At 64.9% G+C, this 15,197-nt stretch carries 16 protein-coding genes and 1 tRNA gene; 3 read left to right on the top strand and 14 right to left on the bottom strand.

Annotation, left to right across the window (positions count from 1 at the left end):
• Window positions 1-6: 6 nt before the first annotated feature.
• The 3 genes from BXA03_RS02750 to BXA03_RS02740 are packed head-to-tail and all read right to left on the bottom strand — an operon-like array spanning window position 7 to window position 2,613.
• The gene (locus tag BXA03_RS02750; RefSeq protein ID WP_234983571.1) at window positions 7-828 is read right to left on the bottom strand and encodes a polysaccharide deacetylase family protein; all 822 of its coding nucleotides are present in this window, start codon (window positions 826-828) and stop codon (window positions 7-9) included.
• A complete protein-coding gene (locus BXA03_RS02745; RefSeq protein WP_143476203.1) occupies window positions 818-1,840 on the bottom strand; it encodes a YVTN family beta-propeller repeat protein in 1,023 nt (340 codons plus the stop codon). The genes BXA03_RS02750 and BXA03_RS02745 overlap by 11 nt, the downstream gene beginning before the upstream one ends.
• Window positions 1,841-1,848: 8 nt before the next feature.
• Window positions 1,849-2,613, bottom strand: coding sequence for a pseudouridine synthase (locus tag BXA03_RS02740; RefSeq protein WP_076503617.1), 765 nt, complete (start codon window positions 2,611-2,613; stop codon window positions 1,849-1,851).
• Between the two features lie 107 nt (window positions 2,614-2,720).
• Between BXA03_RS02740 and BXA03_RS02735 the strand changes: the two genes are divergently transcribed.
• Entirely contained in the window at window positions 2,721-3,176 is a 456-nt protein-coding gene (locus BXA03_RS02735) for a DUF192 domain-containing protein (RefSeq protein ID WP_076503616.1), read from the top strand.
• 176 nt (window positions 3,177-3,352) lie between these two features.
• Entirely contained in the window at window positions 3,353-3,601 is a 249-nt protein-coding gene (locus BXA03_RS02730; protein WP_076503615.1) for a CsbD family protein, read from the top strand.
• 11 nt (window positions 3,602-3,612) lie between these two features.
• On the opposite strand, the gene BXA03_RS02725 is transcribed toward BXA03_RS02730, so the two are convergent.
• The 11 genes from BXA03_RS02725 to uvrB all read right to left on the bottom strand — a co-directional run bounded on the left by BXA03_RS02725 (window position 3,613) and on the right by uvrB (window position 13,779).
• The gene (locus tag BXA03_RS02725; protein WP_076503614.1) at window positions 3,613-4,965 is read right to left on the bottom strand and encodes a diguanylate cyclase; all 1,353 of its coding nucleotides are present in this window, start codon (window positions 4,963-4,965) and stop codon (window positions 3,613-3,615) included.
• Window positions 4,966-5,131: 166 nt separating this feature from the next.
• Window positions 5,132-5,206, bottom strand: a tRNA-Val gene (locus tag BXA03_RS02720).
• Window positions 5,207-5,266: 60 nt separating this feature from the next.
• Entirely contained in the window at window positions 5,267-5,989 is a 723-nt protein-coding gene (dnaQ, locus tag BXA03_RS02715; protein WP_076503613.1) for a DNA polymerase III subunit epsilon, read from the bottom strand.
• 49 nt (window positions 5,990-6,038) lie between these two features.
• Complete coding sequence (gene fdx, locus BXA03_RS02710; protein ID WP_076503612.1) at window positions 6,039-6,377, bottom strand: ISC system 2Fe-2S type ferredoxin; 339 nt, start codon at window positions 6,375-6,377, stop codon at window positions 6,039-6,041.
• A 5-nt stretch (window positions 6,378-6,382) separates the two neighbouring features.
• The gene (gene hscA / locus BXA03_RS02705) at window positions 6,383-8,239 is read right to left on the bottom strand and encodes a Fe-S protein assembly chaperone HscA (RefSeq protein ID WP_076503611.1); all 1,857 of its coding nucleotides are present in this window, start codon (window positions 8,237-8,239) and stop codon (window positions 6,383-6,385) included.
• An 8-nt stretch (window positions 8,240-8,247) separates the two neighbouring features.
• A complete protein-coding gene (gene hscB, locus BXA03_RS02700; RefSeq protein WP_076503610.1) occupies window positions 8,248-8,766 on the bottom strand; it encodes a Fe-S protein assembly co-chaperone HscB in 519 nt (172 codons plus the stop codon).
• A 74-nt stretch (window positions 8,767-8,840) separates the two neighbouring features.
• Window positions 8,841-9,164 (bottom strand): iron-sulfur cluster assembly protein IscA, encoded by a 324-nt coding sequence (iscA, locus tag BXA03_RS02695; protein ID WP_076503609.1) that lies wholly within the window; start codon window positions 9,162-9,164, stop codon window positions 8,841-8,843.
• 17 nt (window positions 9,165-9,181) lie between these two features.
• Window positions 9,182-9,595 carry a Fe-S cluster assembly scaffold IscU gene (iscU, locus tag BXA03_RS02690; protein ID WP_076503608.1) on the bottom strand — a complete coding sequence of 138 codons (414 nt, stop codon included), beginning with the start codon at window positions 9,593-9,595 and terminating at the stop codon, window positions 9,182-9,184.
• Between the two features lie 25 nt (window positions 9,596-9,620).
• Window positions 9,621-10,841: an IscS subfamily cysteine desulfurase gene (locus BXA03_RS02685; RefSeq protein ID WP_076503607.1), complete on the bottom strand. Its 1,221-nt coding sequence runs from the start codon at window positions 10,839-10,841 to the stop codon at window positions 9,621-9,623.
• An 87-nt stretch (window positions 10,842-10,928) separates the two neighbouring features.
• Window positions 10,929-11,465 (bottom strand): Fe-S cluster assembly transcriptional regulator IscR, encoded by a 537-nt coding sequence (gene iscR / locus BXA03_RS02680; RefSeq protein WP_017756985.1) that lies wholly within the window; start codon window positions 11,463-11,465, stop codon window positions 10,929-10,931.
• 202 nt (window positions 11,466-11,667) lie between these two features.
• Entirely contained in the window at window positions 11,668-13,779 is a 2,112-nt protein-coding gene (gene uvrB / locus BXA03_RS02675; RefSeq protein WP_076503606.1) for an excinuclease ABC subunit UvrB, read from the bottom strand.
• A gap of 149 nt (window positions 13,780-13,928) precedes the next feature.
• On the opposite strand from uvrB, the gene BXA03_RS02670 reads away from it, so the two are divergent.
• Entirely contained in the window at window positions 13,929-15,125 is a 1,197-nt protein-coding gene (locus BXA03_RS02670; RefSeq protein WP_076503605.1) for an amino acid aminotransferase, read from the top strand.
• Window positions 15,126-15,197 lie beyond the last annotated feature (72 nt).

The following is a 15,197-nucleotide window of genomic DNA, read 5'->3' as shown; positions in this document are numbered from 1 at the left end:
CGCGACTCAGGGATGCGCCGCGATCCAGGCGCGGTAGTCGGGATGATCGCGCAGCGTGCGAAAGCAGAAGCCGCGCTGCTGCAGGCCCGTGACGAGTGGCTCGAGCACCGCCGGCGCCCACGGATCCTGGCGCGACCAGATGCCGAGGTGCGCCAGCAGGATGTCGCCCGGGCGGATCCGCTCCAGGGCCTGCGCCAACAGCTTCTGGTTGGGGTACTTGTCGCTGGGCAGTTCGTCGCCCAGGAAGCCAGCGGGAGACCAGCCCACGTGCACATAACCGCAGGCACGCGCGGCCTCCAACAACTTGGGCGACGTCTTGCCGCCCGGGGCGCGGTACAGCGGCAGTGGCTTCTTGCCCGTGATCTGCGCCAGACGGTCGCTGGACTTGCGGATGTTTTCGCAGTACTGCGCCGCCGTCCAGGTCAGGCGTTTGCCGGCCTCCGGCCCCGCCGAAGGCTGGATGGTGAAGCGCTTCTGGCCCTTTTCGTCAGGCAGATCGGCGCGCCAGTAGGCATGGTCGTAGGTGTGCGAGGCGAACTCGTCCCCATCGGCCGCCCTCGCCTTCCACCAGGGCGCCCAATGGGCGTCGAGGCTGTCGCCGCCGTCCTTCGTACGCTCGGCGGCGGCGAAGAACGTGACGCGCACGTCATGGCGCTTGAGCACGTCCGCCACCAGTGGCGCCACGCCCATGTGGCCGGTGTCCAGGGTCAGGTAGACGGGCTTGCTGCAATCGGCCGCCGAAGCCGCCAGGACCGAACCTGCCCCCACCGCGGCCAGTAGCGCCACGCCCAGGCGTCGCAAGCCACGTCGCAGGGAATCAGCGCGCATGGTCGAGCGTCCAGACGCCATGCGGCGACTTGCCCACCGGAACCTGCTTCATCAACTGCCCGTTCTGGAGGTCGACGATGCTCAGCTTCTTGGCCCAGCGCGACGTCACGTAGAGGCGTTTGCCGTCGGCCGACACATCCATGCAGTCCGGACCGCCCGGAACGGCGTAGTTGGCCACCACCTTGAGCGTGGAGAACTCGATGCGGCTGATGGTGTTGGCCACCCGGTTGCTGACGAAGACCGTCTTGCCGTCGCCCGCCGCCCTGAACGCATGGGCACCCTTGCCGGTGGGCAGGATGCCGACGGCCTTCGGCTCACGGCCGCTCACGTCGAACACCTGGACGCCCTCGCCGCCCGTCAGGCCGACCAGAAGCGTCTTGTCGTCGTGGACGCCGAAAACATCGGCGGGCATGGGGCCGGTCGGGATCCGCCAGCGGACCGTCTGCGTGGCGATGTCGACCGCAATTAGTTCGTCGCTGTCCTGCATCGAAACGTAGGCGATGGTGCTCTTGGAATCGATCCAGATGTGGCTGGGTGTCTTGCCCGTGGCGATGCGTTTGGCCAGCTGCAGGTTGCTGCCGTCCCACTTGTAGATGTCCACGTGGTTCAGCCGGTTCGCCGCCGTCACGAACCATTTCATGTCGGGCGAGAAGCGCAGTTGATAGGGATCGATGATGCCGTTGACGGTGCGCTGGACTTCGCCGGTCTTCGGATCGAAGAAGGTGAGGGAATCCCCCGCGGAATTGGCGACGATGACCGAGCGCTGATCGGGCGTCAGGTAGATGTGGTGCGGCTCCTTGCCGACCGGCACCCGGCGCGTTTCGGTCCACGACGTGGGGTCGATCAGGCTCACCGTCGCATCCAGCGAGTTGAGCACGAAGACGGGTGGCGGGGCCGCTGCTGCCACCCCTGGCAGGACGCTGCAAGCCAAGGACAGCAAAACGGCCGCGAGGCGGCCGGTACGAGAGAAATGAGCGCGCAAGATGGACCCTGTGGAGGCGAGACGAACCATGCTAACGGTCAGCCCCCAGCAGAGGATGACTTCGGCGCCACCTTCTTGACCAGGAACAGCGATTCGACCTCCGCCGCCGTCAGCCAGCGCCATTGGCCAGGAGCAAGCCCGACGGGCAGTTGAAGGTCCCCGATGCGGGTCCGGCACAGCGCCTCGACACGGTTTCCGGCGGCGGCCACCATGCGCTTGACCTGGTGGTATTTGCCTTCGTCCAGCGTCAATTGCAGTCGGCGCTCGTCCAGGCGGTCGGCCGCCAACGCGCGCACGGGTCGCGGGTCGTCGTCGAGAACGACCCCTTCGCGCAACCGGCCAAGTTGCGCCTCATCCAGCGGATGCTTCACCTCGGCCTCGTACACCTTCGGCACATGGTGGCGTGGCGAGGCCATGCGATGCAGGAACTTGCCGTCGTCCGAAAGCAGCAGCAGCCCCGTAGTGTCCTGGTCGAGCCGGCCGACAGCCTGCACGCCGTCCACCCCGCCCTTGACGGGCCGCTGGCGTAGCGGATCGGGAAGCAGGGTGTACACGGACGGCCAGGTGGACGGCTTCTGCGAGCACTCCGTGCCCGCCGGCTTGTTCAGCAGCACGTAGGCCTTGGCGTGGAATTCCCAGTTCTTGCCCTGAACCGTGTAGCGCAGGCCTTCCTGCGCCTCGATGTCGCAACCGGCGTCAGTGACGGCTTGTCCGTCGACCGTCACATGGCCATGCTGAATCAGGCCCGCGCACACGCGCCGCGTGCCGAAACCCTGGCTGAAAAGCAGTTCTTGCAATTGCATGGTGGCCGCGGATGTTAGTCGACGCCCCTTGGCAGGCTGGTCACAATCCGGCGCAGCGCATCCGGACATTCCGGGAACGCGCACTCCCACCCTTGCATCGAAGCGCCATGCTCCCCTCCCCCCTCCGCTCCCTGGTGGCCGCCGCCACACTGCTGGTCGCCGTGACGGCCGCAACCGCGCAACCGCAGCTCGATCTGCCCCGCGTACCCATCACCGCTGGCATGTACCGTATCGACGCACAGGTAGCCTCCACGCCCCAGCAGCGCCAAGTGGGCTTGATGTTCCGCGAGAACCTCCCGCAGCAGGAGGGCATGCTCTTCGTGTTCGAGCAGCCGGCCGTCCAGTGTTTCTGGATGAAGAACACGTTGGTGCCGCTCACCGCGGCGTTCGTGGCGGACGACGGACGCATCGTCAATCTGGCGGACATGCAGCCGCAGACCACCGACAGCCATTGTTCGGAAGCGCCAGTGCGCTACGTCCTCGAGATGAACCAGGGCTGGTTTGCCAAGAAGGGCTTGCGCAAGGGTGCCAAGCTCGCGGGTGCGCCGTTTGTCGGGCGCTGAGCGCGACTGACTGCTGCAAGCGGCTGTGTGAGGCCGACAGGCGTCTGCGATTTCTCACTACGTCCGTGTGTCTGGGCTCGCCTACAGCGGCTTGAATGGGCGTGAACGATTCTTAGCGTCAGCTGCCGGCAGCACTGTGCTGCTGGCCTTTCCTGAAACTCTCAAAGGACCATTCGATGTTCGAACAAGCACAAGGCGCATTTCAGCGCGTGGCAGGCAAGGCTCAGGACGCTCTTGGCGATGTGACCGGCGACAAAAGCATGCAGGCCGAGGGCAAGGCCCGCGAGGCCCAGGGCACACTTCAGCAAAGCTATGGCCAAGCGCTGGACGAGATCCGTGAGACGGCGCTGCGCCACCCGCTCGGCTTGGTCGGTGGCGTTGCAGCCGTGTCTTTCCTGCTCGGGATGATCTGCGCACGTCGGTGACGTGAGCCCGCTCAGTTCAAAACGGGCCCGGAGCCCGCGGACTGAGCGGAAGGCAAGACATTGATTGCCAGCGAGGCGACGGATGTACCTTTCGTCGCCTTTTTTCTTTTCGCCTCGTACATCGCTGCATCCGCCAGCCGCAGCAGTTGCTGGGCGTCGAGTGCATCGACGGGAAACCGTGCTGCGCCGACGCTTGGGCGCACCAGCAGCGTGGCTTCTCCCACTACGAAGGGAAGGCTGAACGACTGCTCGATGCGCTCGCCCAACAAGAGCGCGCCCCGGCCACCCAGGTCCTGCTCCAGCAAGACCACGAATTCGTCGCCTCCGAGTCGAGCTACCACGTCCACACCGCGCACCGTGGCCATCAGCCGGTCAGCCACTGCCTGCAACAGTTGGTCGCCCACGTCGTGTCCGAAGTTGTCGTTGACCTGCTTGAACGCATCGAGGTCGAGGAAGAGAACCGACAGCTCCGAACTCTTGTCCTGGGCGTTGCGAACCGCCATGGCCAATCGCTCGACGAAGGCGCGACGGTTGAGCAACTGCGTCAGCTGGTCTCGCTCCGCCAGTGCCTGGAGGCTGACATGCAGCCGCTTGCGGTCGATGGCAGTAGCCACCTGGCCGGCGATGAAATGCAACAGCTCCGCATCTTCCTGCGTGTAGCCGCCCTCGCTGCGCAGCATCAACATGCCGATGGCCACGCCTGCCGCGCGCAAAGGCACTGTCAGCTGATGGGGGTCGCCTTCGCCCGGCGCCGGCTGCACATGCTCTCCATGGAGCAAACGGGCCAGCGCAGGTGCTCGTTCGAGGTCGATGGACTGCGCGGGCGAGCCGCCCGGCGCCGCGTGGTACGCAGGATGGAGACTGAGGCCTGCCTCGTCGCACAACATCACCGAGAAGTGACGAGCGTCGAGGAGACCTGCGATGGTCCGATGAACTTCCTCGAACAGGGAAATCAGGTCTTCCGCCGTGTGGGCCGCTTCTGAGATGGCGTGCAAAGCCGCCTGCAGCGCGCGGCTTCGTTGGAGTTCGGTGATGTCGTGCGCGACGGCGACGCGAACCTTTGCCTGCTCCACCCAACGCGCTGTCCACCGGATGTGCACGATGCGTCCGTCCTTGCGAACGTAGCGGTTCTCGAAGTGCAGTTGCAGGTGCCCTTCCATCACGCGCTGCGCGGCTGCCACGGTGGCGGCCCGATCGTCAGGGTGGATGAACTCCAGCATGTTCCGCCCGATCACCTCGTCGACTGGATAGCCAAAGATGCGCTCGAAGGCGGCATTCACGAAGACGAACTCTCCCGTGGCCGATACGGCACAGACCGCATCGAGCAACAGGTCCAGGAAATTGTCGGAAACGAGTTTGCGCATGGACGAACGACGGCGCGTTGCCGCCGTTAACTATTGTGCGTTCTCTTTAACAAATTGCTTGCAAGAGAAACGCCCGACCCGGCGTTGCAGCGCACTTCGCCACGTTCAAGAACTTCCGCAGGCAAAAAAAAACGCCACCGAAGCCGGTGGCGTTTTTCTGAAATTGTGGTGGGCGGTGAGGGCTTTGAACCCCCGACCCCAGCAGTGTGAATGCTGTGCTCTACCCCTGAGCTAACCGCCCGTCAGACACCAATTTTGGTTGGCACCTGCGTCTTCGTGCAGTGCTGCGCGAAGCCTTAGATTATGCCATGCTTTTTTGATCTTGCAACCGAAAAATGGTTTTTCCACCGCTCGCCTTGTCGAGGTCCGACAGCGCGTGCTCATGGGCAGACAGCTCCTCGCCTGTGGCCATGATCACGGGCAAGGTGAACTGCCGCAGGTCCACGTCGACCATCGCGCCGAGCTCCTCCCGTTCGCCGGTGTCGATGTCGATCAACAGCGCGTCCTGGCCCCGCGTGAGGTTGATATAGACATCCGCCAGGAGTTGCGCATCCAGCTTGGCGCCGTGAAAGGTGCGATTGGATCGGTCGACACCAAAACGGTCGCACAACGCGTCAAGCGAGTTGCGTTTGCCTGGGAACAGCTGCTTGGCCATGACCAGCGTGTCTGTGACCTCGGCCACATACTCGCGCAAGGGCGCGAGTCCAACCCGCTCGAATTCCTTGTTGAGAAAGCCGACGTCAAAGGCTGCGTTGTGGATGATCAACTCGGCGCCACGCAGGTACTCGATCACGTCCTGCGCCATGGTGCCGAACTTGGGCTTGTCACGGAGAAACTCCGTGGTCAGGCCGTGCACCCGCAAAGCGTCTTCGTGGCTTTCCCGCTCGGGATTGAAGTACAGGTGCAGATCGTTGCCGGTCAGCTTGCGGTTCACCAGTTCGACGCAACCCAGTTCGATCACCCGGTCACCGTTCTCGGCAGACAGGCCCGTGGTCTCGGTGTCCAGCACGATCAGGCGCGACATGCGGCCTCCAGCAAAGACGCAGACGACGAGAAGAACGCGGCAGGCATGTTCAGTGGTTTTCCTTGGCGTGGTTGATGGTGTACTTGGGAATCTCCACCACCAGATCTTTCTGCGCCAGGATGGCCTGGCAGGACAACCGGGACTGCGGCGTCAGGCCCCACGCCCGGTCGAGCAGGTCTTCCTCGGCCTCCTCCGCTTCATTCAACGATGCGAGTCCCTCGCGCACGACCACATGGCAGGTCGTGCAGGCACAGCTCATCTCGCAGGCGTGCTCGATGGGAATGCCGTTCTCCAGTAGCGCCTCGCAGATCGAGGTGCCGGCCGGCGCCTGGATCTCGGTGCCCTCTGGACAGTACTCAGCGTGGGGAAGGATCTTGATGGTGGGCATGGGTCTCAAACGGATTCGATGCTGCGGCCCGCCAGCGCCTGGGCGATGCCCTTGTTCATGCGCTGCGCGGCGAAGGCTTCGGTGCCATGGGCCAGTGCCTCGGTCGCCTCGGTGATGGCCGACTTGTCGTTGCCGTCACGCACGGCGGCCAGGGCATTCAGAAGCTGGTCGATGGCCTCGCGCTCCGAACTGCTCAGCAGTTCACCGTCGGCTGCGAGCGCCGCGCGGGTCGCCTGCAGCATGCGGTCCGCCTCCACACGCGCCTCGATCAGCGCGCGCTGCTGCATGTCGGCTTGGGCTGTGGCAAAGCCTTCCTGGAGCATCGTCGCAATCTGATCGTCCGACAGACCATAGGAAGGCTTGACGGTGACGCTGGCCTCGACGCCGCTGCTCTGCTCCTTGGCGGAAACAGAAAGCAGGCCGTCGGCATCCACGGTGAAGGTCACACGGATGCGCGCCGCGCCGGCCGCCATCGGCGGAATGCCACGCAGCGTGAAGCGCGCCAGGCTGCGGCAGTCGGCGACCAGATCGCGCTCGCCCTGCACCACATGCAATGCCAGAGCGGTCTGGCCGTCCTGGTAGGTGGTGAAGTCCTGCGCCATTGCGGTGGGGATCGTGGTGTTGCGCGGCACGATGCGTTCGACCAGTCCGCCCACGGTCTCGAGGCCCAGCGACAGCGGGATCACGTCCAGCAGCAGCAGGTTGCCTGCGCCGTCGTTGCCCGCCAGTTGATTGGCCTGGATTGCCGCGCCGAGCGCCACGACCTCGTCAGGATTGAGGTTGGTGAGCGGCGGACGCCCAAAGAAATCGCCCACAGCCTGCCGGATCTGCGGCATGCGCGTGGCGCCACCCACCAACACGATGCCCTGCAATTCGCTCGGCGTCAGCCGTGCATCACGCAGCGCCTTGCGCACGGCCACCAGGGTGCGCTGCGTCAGGGCCTGCGTTGCGGCGTCGAAGTCGGAGCGCGCAATGGTCAGCTCATGCGTCGTGCCGGCCAGTTCCACCTTGAGCGGCGCCGTGTCCGCATCGGTCAACGCCTCCTTGCAACGACGCGCGGCAACCAGCATGCGTGCCCGCTCCTCGTCGTTGGCCGGAACCCGTCCCAGGCGCTGACTCACCAGGTCTGCCAGCGCATGGTCGTAGTCGTCGCCGCCAAGCGCAGAGTCGCCGCCGGTGGCGATGACCTCGAACACGCCTTGCGTCAGTCGCAGCACCGAGATGTCGAAGGTGCCACCTCCCAGGTCGTAGACGGCATAGACACCCTCGCTGCCGTTGTCGAGGCCATAGGCGATGGCAGCGGCGGTGGGCTCGCTGATCAGGCGCAGGACGTTCAGCCCAGCCAGTTGCGCAGCATCCTTGGTGGCCTGCCGCTGGCCTTCGTCGAAATAGGCCGGCACGGTGATGACGGCGCCATACAGGTCGCCGTCGAAAGTGTCCTCGGCGCGGTAGCGCAGCGTGGCCAGGATCTCCGCGCTCACCTCCACGGGAGACTTGGGGCCGGCAACAGTCTGCACCTTGACCATGCCGCCCTCATCCAGCAGCGTGTAGGGCATGGCAGCGCGGTTGACGATGTCGTTCAACCCCCGGCCCATGAGCCGCTTGGCCGATGTGACGGTATTGGCCGGATCCGCAGCGCGCGCATCCAGCGCCGCGAAGCCGATCTGCCGCCGTTGGGCATCCAGGTAGCGCACGGCGGAAGGAAGGATCACCCTGCCCTGCTCGTCGGGCAGGCATTCGGCAACGCCGTTGCGCACCGAAGCCACGAGCGAATGGGTGGTGCCGAGGTCGATGCCGACCGCGATGCGCCGCTGGTGCGGGTCCGGCGCCTGGCCGGGTTCGGAGATCTGAAGAAGTGCCATGGAGAAAACTATTGTCCCAGCCGGTCGAGTCGCTCATCGAGCTCGTTCGAAAAGCGTTCGATGAACATGAGGGCTCTGACCTGTTGCGCCGCGGCAGGGTAATCGCCCTTCTCGTCGATCAGCCAGTCCAGGCTGGAGAGGGCGCGAGCGCGGGCGGACTGCACCTGCTGCTGCAAGGCATCGAGCGCCAAAGCGTCGCCGGCTTCTTCCAACTCCTCGCGCCAGCTCATCTGCTGCATGAGGAAGTCGGCCGGCATGGCCGTGTTGTTCTCGGCCTGCACGGGCGCGCCATTCATCTCGCACAGGTAGGCCGCACGGCTCAACGGATCCTTCAGTCGCTGATAGGCCTCGTTGATGCGCACCGACCATTGCATGGCCAGTCGCTGCGCCGCTGGACCCTGCGCCGCGAAACGGTCTGGATGCGCCTCGCGCTGCAGTTCCTTCCAGCGTGCATCCAGCGCACCCCGGTCCTGCCTGAACGTGGGCGGCACCGCGAACAGCGTGAAGTCATCGTCGGTCAACTGCATGGGCCATTCCTCGTGCCGCCAAGAAAAAGCCGCCAGGCCCTTTCGGGTGGCGGCCCGCTCCTTCCGAGTCCCAATCAGACGCGGAAGCTCTCACCGCAACCACAACGGTCGCGCTCGTTCGGGTTGTTGAAGCGGAAGCCTTCGTTCAGCCCCTCGCGCACGAAATCAAGCTCCGTACCTTCGATGTAGGCGAGGCTCTTGGGATCGACAAGCACCTTGACGCCATGCTCCTCGAAGATGACATCCTCGGGCGCCGACTCGTCCACATACTCCAGCTTGTAGGCAAGGCCAGAGCAGCCCGTGGTCTTGACTCCCAATCGCACGCCAATGCCCTTGCCACGCTTGCTCAGATAGCGGGACACGTGGCGCGCCGCAGCTTCGGTCAGCGTGATCGCCATCGCAGTCGAAGCTCCGGTCACGAGGCGAGGGCTTCGGCGCCGGTCTTCGCGCCCGCCTTTGCGCGATAGTCATCGACGGCGGCCTTGATGGCGTCCTCGGCCAGGATCGAGCAGTGGATCTTCACAGGCGGCAACGCCAGCTCTTCGGCGATCTGCGCGTTCTTGAGCGAGGCGGCCTCGTCGAGCGTCTTACCCTTCACCCACTCCGTGACGAGCGACGATGATGCGATCGCAGAGCCGCAGCCATAGGTCTTAAAGCGCGCGTCCTCGATGACGCCGGTCTGCGGATTCACCTTGATCTGCAGCTTCATCACGTCGCCACAGGCGGGCGCACCCACCATGCCGGTGCCAACGGTATCGTCGCCCTTGTCGAAGGAGCCGACGTTGCGGGGGTTTTCGTAGTGGTCGATGACCTTGTCCGAATAAGCCATGGGGTCCTCTTCTTTCTTGGTGGATTCAGTGGGCCGACCACTGGATCGTGCTCAGGTCGACGCCATCCTTGTACATCTCCCACAACGGACTCAGCTCGCGCAGCTTGGCAACGTTATGGCGAATGGACGCGATGGCGACGTCGATTTCTTCCTCGGTCGTGAAGCGACCGATGGTCATGCGCAGGCTGCTGTGGGCCAGCTCGTCGCTGCGGCCCAGGGCGCGCAGCACGTAGCTCGGCTCCAGGCTGGCCGAGGTGCAGGCCGAGCCCGACGACACCGCCAGCCCCTTGATGCCCATGATCAGCGACTCGCCTTCGACGAAGTTGAAGCTGATGTTCAGGTTGTGCGGCACACGGCGCTCGAGGTCGCCGTTGATGAACACCTGCTCGATGTCGGACAGGCCGTCGATCAGCCGCTTCTGCAGCGCCCGGGCCTTGGCCAGGTCCTGCGCCATTTCCTCCCTGGCGATGCGGAAGGCCTCGCCCATGCCCACGATCTGGTGGGTGGGCAACGTGCCCGAGCGCATGCCGCGCTCGTGGCCGCCGCCATGCATCTGGGCCTCTAGGCGCACCCGCGGCTTGCGGCGCACGTACAGGGCGCCGATGCCCTTGGGGCCGTAGGTCTTGTGCGAAGCCAGGCTCATCAAGTCGATGGGCAATTGGGTGACATCGATCTCGACCTTGCCGGTAGCCTGCGCCGCATCGACGTGGAAGATCACGCCTTCGTCGCGGCATGCATTACCCAGCGCGACCATGTCCTGCACCACGCCGATCTCGTTGTTGACGAACATGACGCTTGCCAGAATGGTGTCGGGTCGGATGGCAGCCTTGAACTTGTCCAGGTCGAGCAGACCGTTTTCCTCGACGTCGAGGTAGGTCACCTCGAAGCCCTGGCGCTCCAGCTCGCGCATGGTGTCCAGCACGGCCTTGTGCTCGGTCTTGACGGTGATGAGGTGCTTGCCCTTTTCCTTGTAGAAGTGGGCAGCGCCTTTCAGCGCCAGGTTGTCGGACTCGGTGGCACCCGAGGTCCAGATGATCTCGCGCGGATCGGCATTGATCAGGGCGGCGACGTCGCCACGGGCCTTCTCCACCGCCTCTTCCGCCTCCCAGCCCCACGCATGGCTGCGCGAAGCGGGGTTGCCGAAATGCTCACGCAGCCAGGGGATCATGGCGTCGACCACGCGCGGGTCGACCGGCGTGGTCGCGCCGTAATCAAGATAGATCGGGAAATGAGGAGTGACGTCCATGGCTCGCTCGTGCTGGCGTGGATACGGAAAACGATCACGAACGGAGGAGCCGGCAGCGACAGGCCGCCGCGGCTCGCCCGCCGTGCATCAAGACTTGGCGAAGGCGTTGCCGAGGGCGAACACCGAGTTGGGCGCATTCACCCGGATCGGCTTGACCACCGGCTGGCTCGAGATCGCCCGCTTGACGGCCGGCTTGTTCTCGACCTGCACGCCCTTGGCAATCTGGTCGTCCACCAGCTTCTGCAGCGTGACGGAATCCAGGAACTCGACCATCTTCTGGTTGAGCGAGGCCCAGAGCTCGTGCGTCATGCAGCGTCCGGCTTCGCCCATACAGTTTTCCTTGCCGGCGCAGTGGGTGGCGTCGATCGGCTCGTCCACCGACACGATGATGTCTGCGACGGTGATGTCGGCCGCCTTGCGGCCCAGCGAATAGCCACCGCCCGGGCCACGGGTGGATTCCACCAGTTCATGCCGACGGAGCTTGCCGAACAGCTGTTCCAGGTAGGACAGCGAAATCTGCTGCCGCTGGCTGATCGCGGCCAGCGTGACCGGACCGGAGTTCTGGCGCAGTGCCAGGTCGATCATGGCGGTGACCGCAAAACGGCCTTTGGTAGTGAGACGCATCGCAAGCTCCTTCAGTTGGCTTACCGTTAAACAACACCTGGGATCCACAGGATCCGGTGGCGCCCGTCTCCGCCCTGCCCGGCATCCCACCCATCGAAAGGTAGGAGCCGGCCCTTCATCGCGAAGTTCTTTTTTGTTGAGTGTTTCGCTCAAGTATAACAGAAACCCCGAGCCTTGCTCGGGATAGCGCGGGTTTTTCCTCTCACTTGCGCCCGCCCACCGGGAGCACGGCGATGTTGTCGCCGCCCGCGGCCCCGAAGGCCTGTTCGCGCAGCAGCGCCAGCTGGTCGCGCACGCGGGCCGCCTTCTCGAATTCGAGGTTGCGGGCGTGCTCCAGCATCTGCTTTTCCAGCCGCTTGATTTCCTTGGCCACGTCGCGCTCGCTCATGTCCTCGACGCGGGCGCGCTCGACCTCGCGCTTGCCGGCCTCCTTGGCGGACTTCTCGCCGTACACGCCGTCGATCAACTCGCGCACCTGCTTGACGATGCTGCGCGGCACGATGCCGTTGGCCTCGTTGAAGGCGATCTGCCGTTCGCGGCGGCGCTGCGTCTCGCCGATGGCCTTGTTCATCGACGCGGTGATGGTGTCGGCGTAAAGGATGGCCTTGCCGTGCAGGTTGCGCGCCGCGCGGCCGATGGTCTGGATCAGGCTGCGCTCGGCACGCAGGAAGCCTTCCTTGTCCGCATCAAGGATGGCGACCAGCGACACCTCGGGAATGTCCAGGCCCTCGCGCAGCAGGTTGATGCCCACCAGCACGTCGAAGCTGCCCAAGCGCAGGTCGCGGATGATCTCCACCCGCTCCACCGTGTCCACGTCGCTGTGCAGGTAGCGCACCTTCACGCCGTTGTCGCTCAGGTATTCGGTGAGCTGTTCGGCCATGCGCTTGGTCAGCGTGGTAATCAGCACGCGCTCGTTTTTCTCGACACGGATGCGTATCTCGCCGAGCACGTCGTCCACCTGGTGGGTGGCCGGCCGCACCTCGACCTCGGGGTCGATCAGGCCCGTGGGCCGCACCAGCTGCTCGACCACCTGGCCCGCATGCTCCTGCTCGTAGGCGGCCGGCGTGGCCGAGACGAAGATGCACTGTCGCATCCGGCGCTCGAACTCCTCGAACTTGAGCGGCCGGTTGTCCAGCGCCGACGGCAGCCGGAAACCGTACTCCACCAGCGTGGTCTTGCGCGCCCGGTCGCCGTTGTACATGGCGGCGAGCTGGCCGATCATCTGGTGGCTCTCGTCCAGGAACATCAGCGCGTCCTTGGGCAGGTAGTCCGTCAACGTGGCCGGCGGGTCGCCCGGTGCGGCGCCAGACAGATGGCGCGTGTAGTTCTCGATGCCCTTGCAGTGGCCGATCTCGGCCAGCATCTCCAGGTCGAAGCGGGTGCGCTGCTCTAGCCGCTGGGCCTCTACCAGCTTGCCGCCGCCGACGAGTTCCTTCACCCGGTCGGCCAACTCCAGCTTGATGGTGTCCACGGCGCGCAGCGTCTTGTCGCGCGGCGTGACGTAATGGCTGGACGGGTAGATGGTGAAGCGCGGAATCTTCTGTCGCACGCGGCCCGTGAGCGGGTCGAACAGCGAAAGGCTTTCGATCTCGTCGTCGAACAGCTCAATGCGGATCGCCAGCTCGCTGTGCTCGGCCGGGAACACGTCGATGGTGTCGCCCCGCACCCGGAAGGCGCCGCGCGAGAAGTCCTGCTCGTTGCGCGTGTACTGCATGCGGATCAGCCGGCCGATCACGTCGCGCTGGCCGATCTTGTCGCCCACGCGCATGATGAAGCGCATCTCGGTGTAGTCCTCCGGGGCGCCGATGCCGTAGATGGCACTCACCGTCGCCACGATCACCACGTCCCGCCGCTCCAGCACGCTCTTGGTGGCCGACAGGCGCATCTGCTCGATGTGCTCGTTGATCGACGAGTCCTTTTCGATGAACAGGTCGCGCTGGGGCACATAGGCCTCGGGCTGGTAGTAGTCGTAGTAGCTGACGAAGTACTCCACCGCGTTCTTCGGGAAGAACTCGCGGAACTCGCTGTACAGCTGCGCCGCGAGCGTCTTGTTGGGCGCGAACACGATGGCCGGCCGGCCCAGTCGTGCGATGACGTTGGCCATGGTGTAAGTCTTGCCCGAGCCCGTCACACCCAGCAGCGTCTGGAAGACCTCGCCGTCCTGCACACCCTCGACCAATTGCTCGATGGCCTTGGGCTGATCGCCAGCGGGCGGATAGGGCTGGAACAGCTCGAAGGGCGAATCGGGATAGCGGACGAACTCGCCTTTGGCGGGCGCGGCGGCATCGTCGGCGGTCTGAAGGTCTGCGGTCATGGTGGTGAGGCTCCGGGGCAGCAGTCCAACTGTGGGGCGGCCGGTAAAATTCCAAGCGAACCGGCAAGGCTAACCCAAAGGCGATGACCGGTTCTGCACCCAGCCTCGCCGGCCGCGAGGCTCGCCCCAGCATCCAAAGGACTTTCTCCATGTCTCTCTTCTCCGCCGTCGAGATGGCGCCGCGCGACCCCATCCTGGGTCTGAACGAACAATTCGCCGCCGACACCAACCCCAACAAGGTCAACCTGGGCGTGGGCGTGTACTACGACGACAACGGCAAGCTGCCGCTGCTGGAATGCGTCAAGAAGGCCGAGGCCGACATGATGAAGGCCCCCTCGGCCCGCGGCTACCTGCCCATCGACGGCATCGCTGCGTACGACAACGCCGTCAAGGCCCTGGTGTTCGGCGCCGACAGCGAGCCGGTCAAGTCCGGCCGCGTGGCCACCATCCAGGCCCTGGGCGGCACGGGCGGACTGAAGGTCGGCGCGGACTTCCTCAAGAAGCTCTCGCCCTCGGCCAAAGTGCTGATCAGCGACCCGAGCTGGGAGAACCACCGCGCCTTGTTCACCCAGGCCGGCTTCGAGGTCGGCACCTATGCCTACTACGACGCCGCCAAGCGCGGCATCGACTTCGACGGCATGCTGGCCGCGTTGCAGGGCGCTGCTGCCGGCACCATCGTCGTGCTGCATGCGTGCTGCCACAACCCGACCGGCTACGACCTCACGCCCGCGCAGTGGGACCAGGTGGTCGAGGTGGTCAAGGTTCGCCAGCTGACGCCTTTCCTGGACATGGCCTACCAGGGCTTTGGCTACGGCATTGCAGAGGACGGCGCGGTGATCGGCAAGTTCGTCGCCGCCGGCCTGACCTTCTTCGTCTCGACCTCCTTCTCCAAGAGCTTCAGCCTGTACGGTGAGCGCGTGGGCGCCCTGTCGGTGCTGTGTGAGAACAAGGAAGAAGCGGCGCGCGTGCTGTCGCAGCTGAAGATCATGATCCGCACCAACTACAGCAACCCGCCGACGCACGGCGGCGCCGTCGTGGCGGCTGTGCTGGGCAACCCCGAGTTGCGCGCCCTGTGGGAGAAGGAGCTGGGCGAAATGCGCGTGCGCATCAAGGCCATGCGCCAGAAGCTGGTGGACGGTCTGAAGGCAGCCGGCGTGAAGCAGGACATGGGGTTCATCACCAGCCAGATTGGCATGTTCAGCTACTCGGGCCTCACTAAGGACCAGATGGTGCGCCTGCGCAACGAGTTTGGCGTCTATGGCACCGACACCGGCCGCATGTGCGTCGCCGCGCTCAACAGCAAGAACATCGACCACGTCTGCGCCAGCATCGCCAAGGTGGTCTGAGGCATTGCGGTGGCTGCCTCCTTGCGGAGGTGGCCATGCACCAAAGAAAAAGGCAGCACGGTCATCCGTGCT

It is taken from the genome of Pseudacidovorax sp. RU35E (assembly GCF_900156165.1).
GTDB lineage: Bacteria > Pseudomonadota > Gammaproteobacteria > Burkholderiales > Burkholderiaceae_C > Xenophilus.
The sequence above is the reverse complement of the archived record's forward strand: the minus strand, read 5'-3'. Positions and strand labels throughout refer to the sequence as shown.

Coding starts and splice junctions, on each gene's coding strand:
- hscA (WP_076503611.1), bottom strand. CDS start 8,239: ATGGCACTTCTTCAGATCTCCGAACCCGGCCAGGCGCCGGACCCGCAC.
- BXA03_RS02685 (WP_076503607.1), bottom strand. CDS start 10,841: ATGGACGTCACTCCTCATTTCCCGATCTATCTTGATTACGGCGCGACC.
- BXA03_RS02725 (WP_076503614.1), bottom strand. CDS start 4,965: ATGCGCAAACTCGTTTCCGACAATTTCCTGGACCTGTTGCTCGATGCG.
- BXA03_RS02730 (WP_076503615.1), top strand. CDS start 3,353: ATGTTCGAACAAGCACAAGGCGCATTTCAGCGCGTGGCAGGCAAGGCT.
- uvrB (WP_076503606.1), bottom strand. CDS start 13,779: ATGACCGCAGACCTTCAGACCGCCGACGATGCCGCCGCGCCCGCCAAA.
- BXA03_RS02740 (WP_076503617.1), bottom strand. CDS start 2,613: ATGCAATTGCAAGAACTGCTTTTCAGCCAGGGTTTCGGCACGCGGCGC.
- BXA03_RS02670 (WP_076503605.1), top strand. CDS start 13,929: ATGTCTCTCTTCTCCGCCGTCGAGATGGCGCCGCGCGACCCCATCCTG.
- BXA03_RS02735 (WP_076503616.1), top strand. CDS start 2,721: ATGCTCCCCTCCCCCCTCCGCTCCCTGGTGGCCGCCGCCACACTGCTG.
- iscU (WP_076503608.1), bottom strand. CDS start 9,595: ATGGCTTATTCGGACAAGGTCATCGACCACTACGAAAACCCCCGCAAC.
- iscR (WP_017756985.1), bottom strand. CDS start 11,465: ATGCGTCTCACTACCAAAGGCCGTTTTGCGGTCACCGCCATGATCGAC.
- iscA (WP_076503609.1), bottom strand. CDS start 9,164: ATGGCGATCACGCTGACCGAAGCTGCGGCGCGCCACGTGTCCCGCTAT.
- BXA03_RS02745 (WP_143476203.1), bottom strand. CDS start 1,840: ATGGTTCGTCTCGCCTCCACAGGGTCCATCTTGCGCGCTCATTTCTCT.
- hscB (WP_076503610.1), bottom strand. CDS start 8,766: ATGCAGTTGACCGACGATGACTTCACGCTGTTCGCGGTGCCGCCCACG.
- fdx (WP_076503612.1), bottom strand. CDS start 6,377: ATGCCCACCATCAAGATCCTTCCCCACGCTGAGTACTGTCCAGAGGGC.
- BXA03_RS02750 (WP_234983571.1), bottom strand. CDS start 828: ATGCGCGCTGATTCCCTGCGACGTGGCTTGCGACGCCTGGGCGTGGCG.
- dnaQ (WP_076503613.1), bottom strand. CDS start 5,989: ATGTCGCGCCTGATCGTGCTGGACACCGAGACCACGGGCCTGTCTGCC.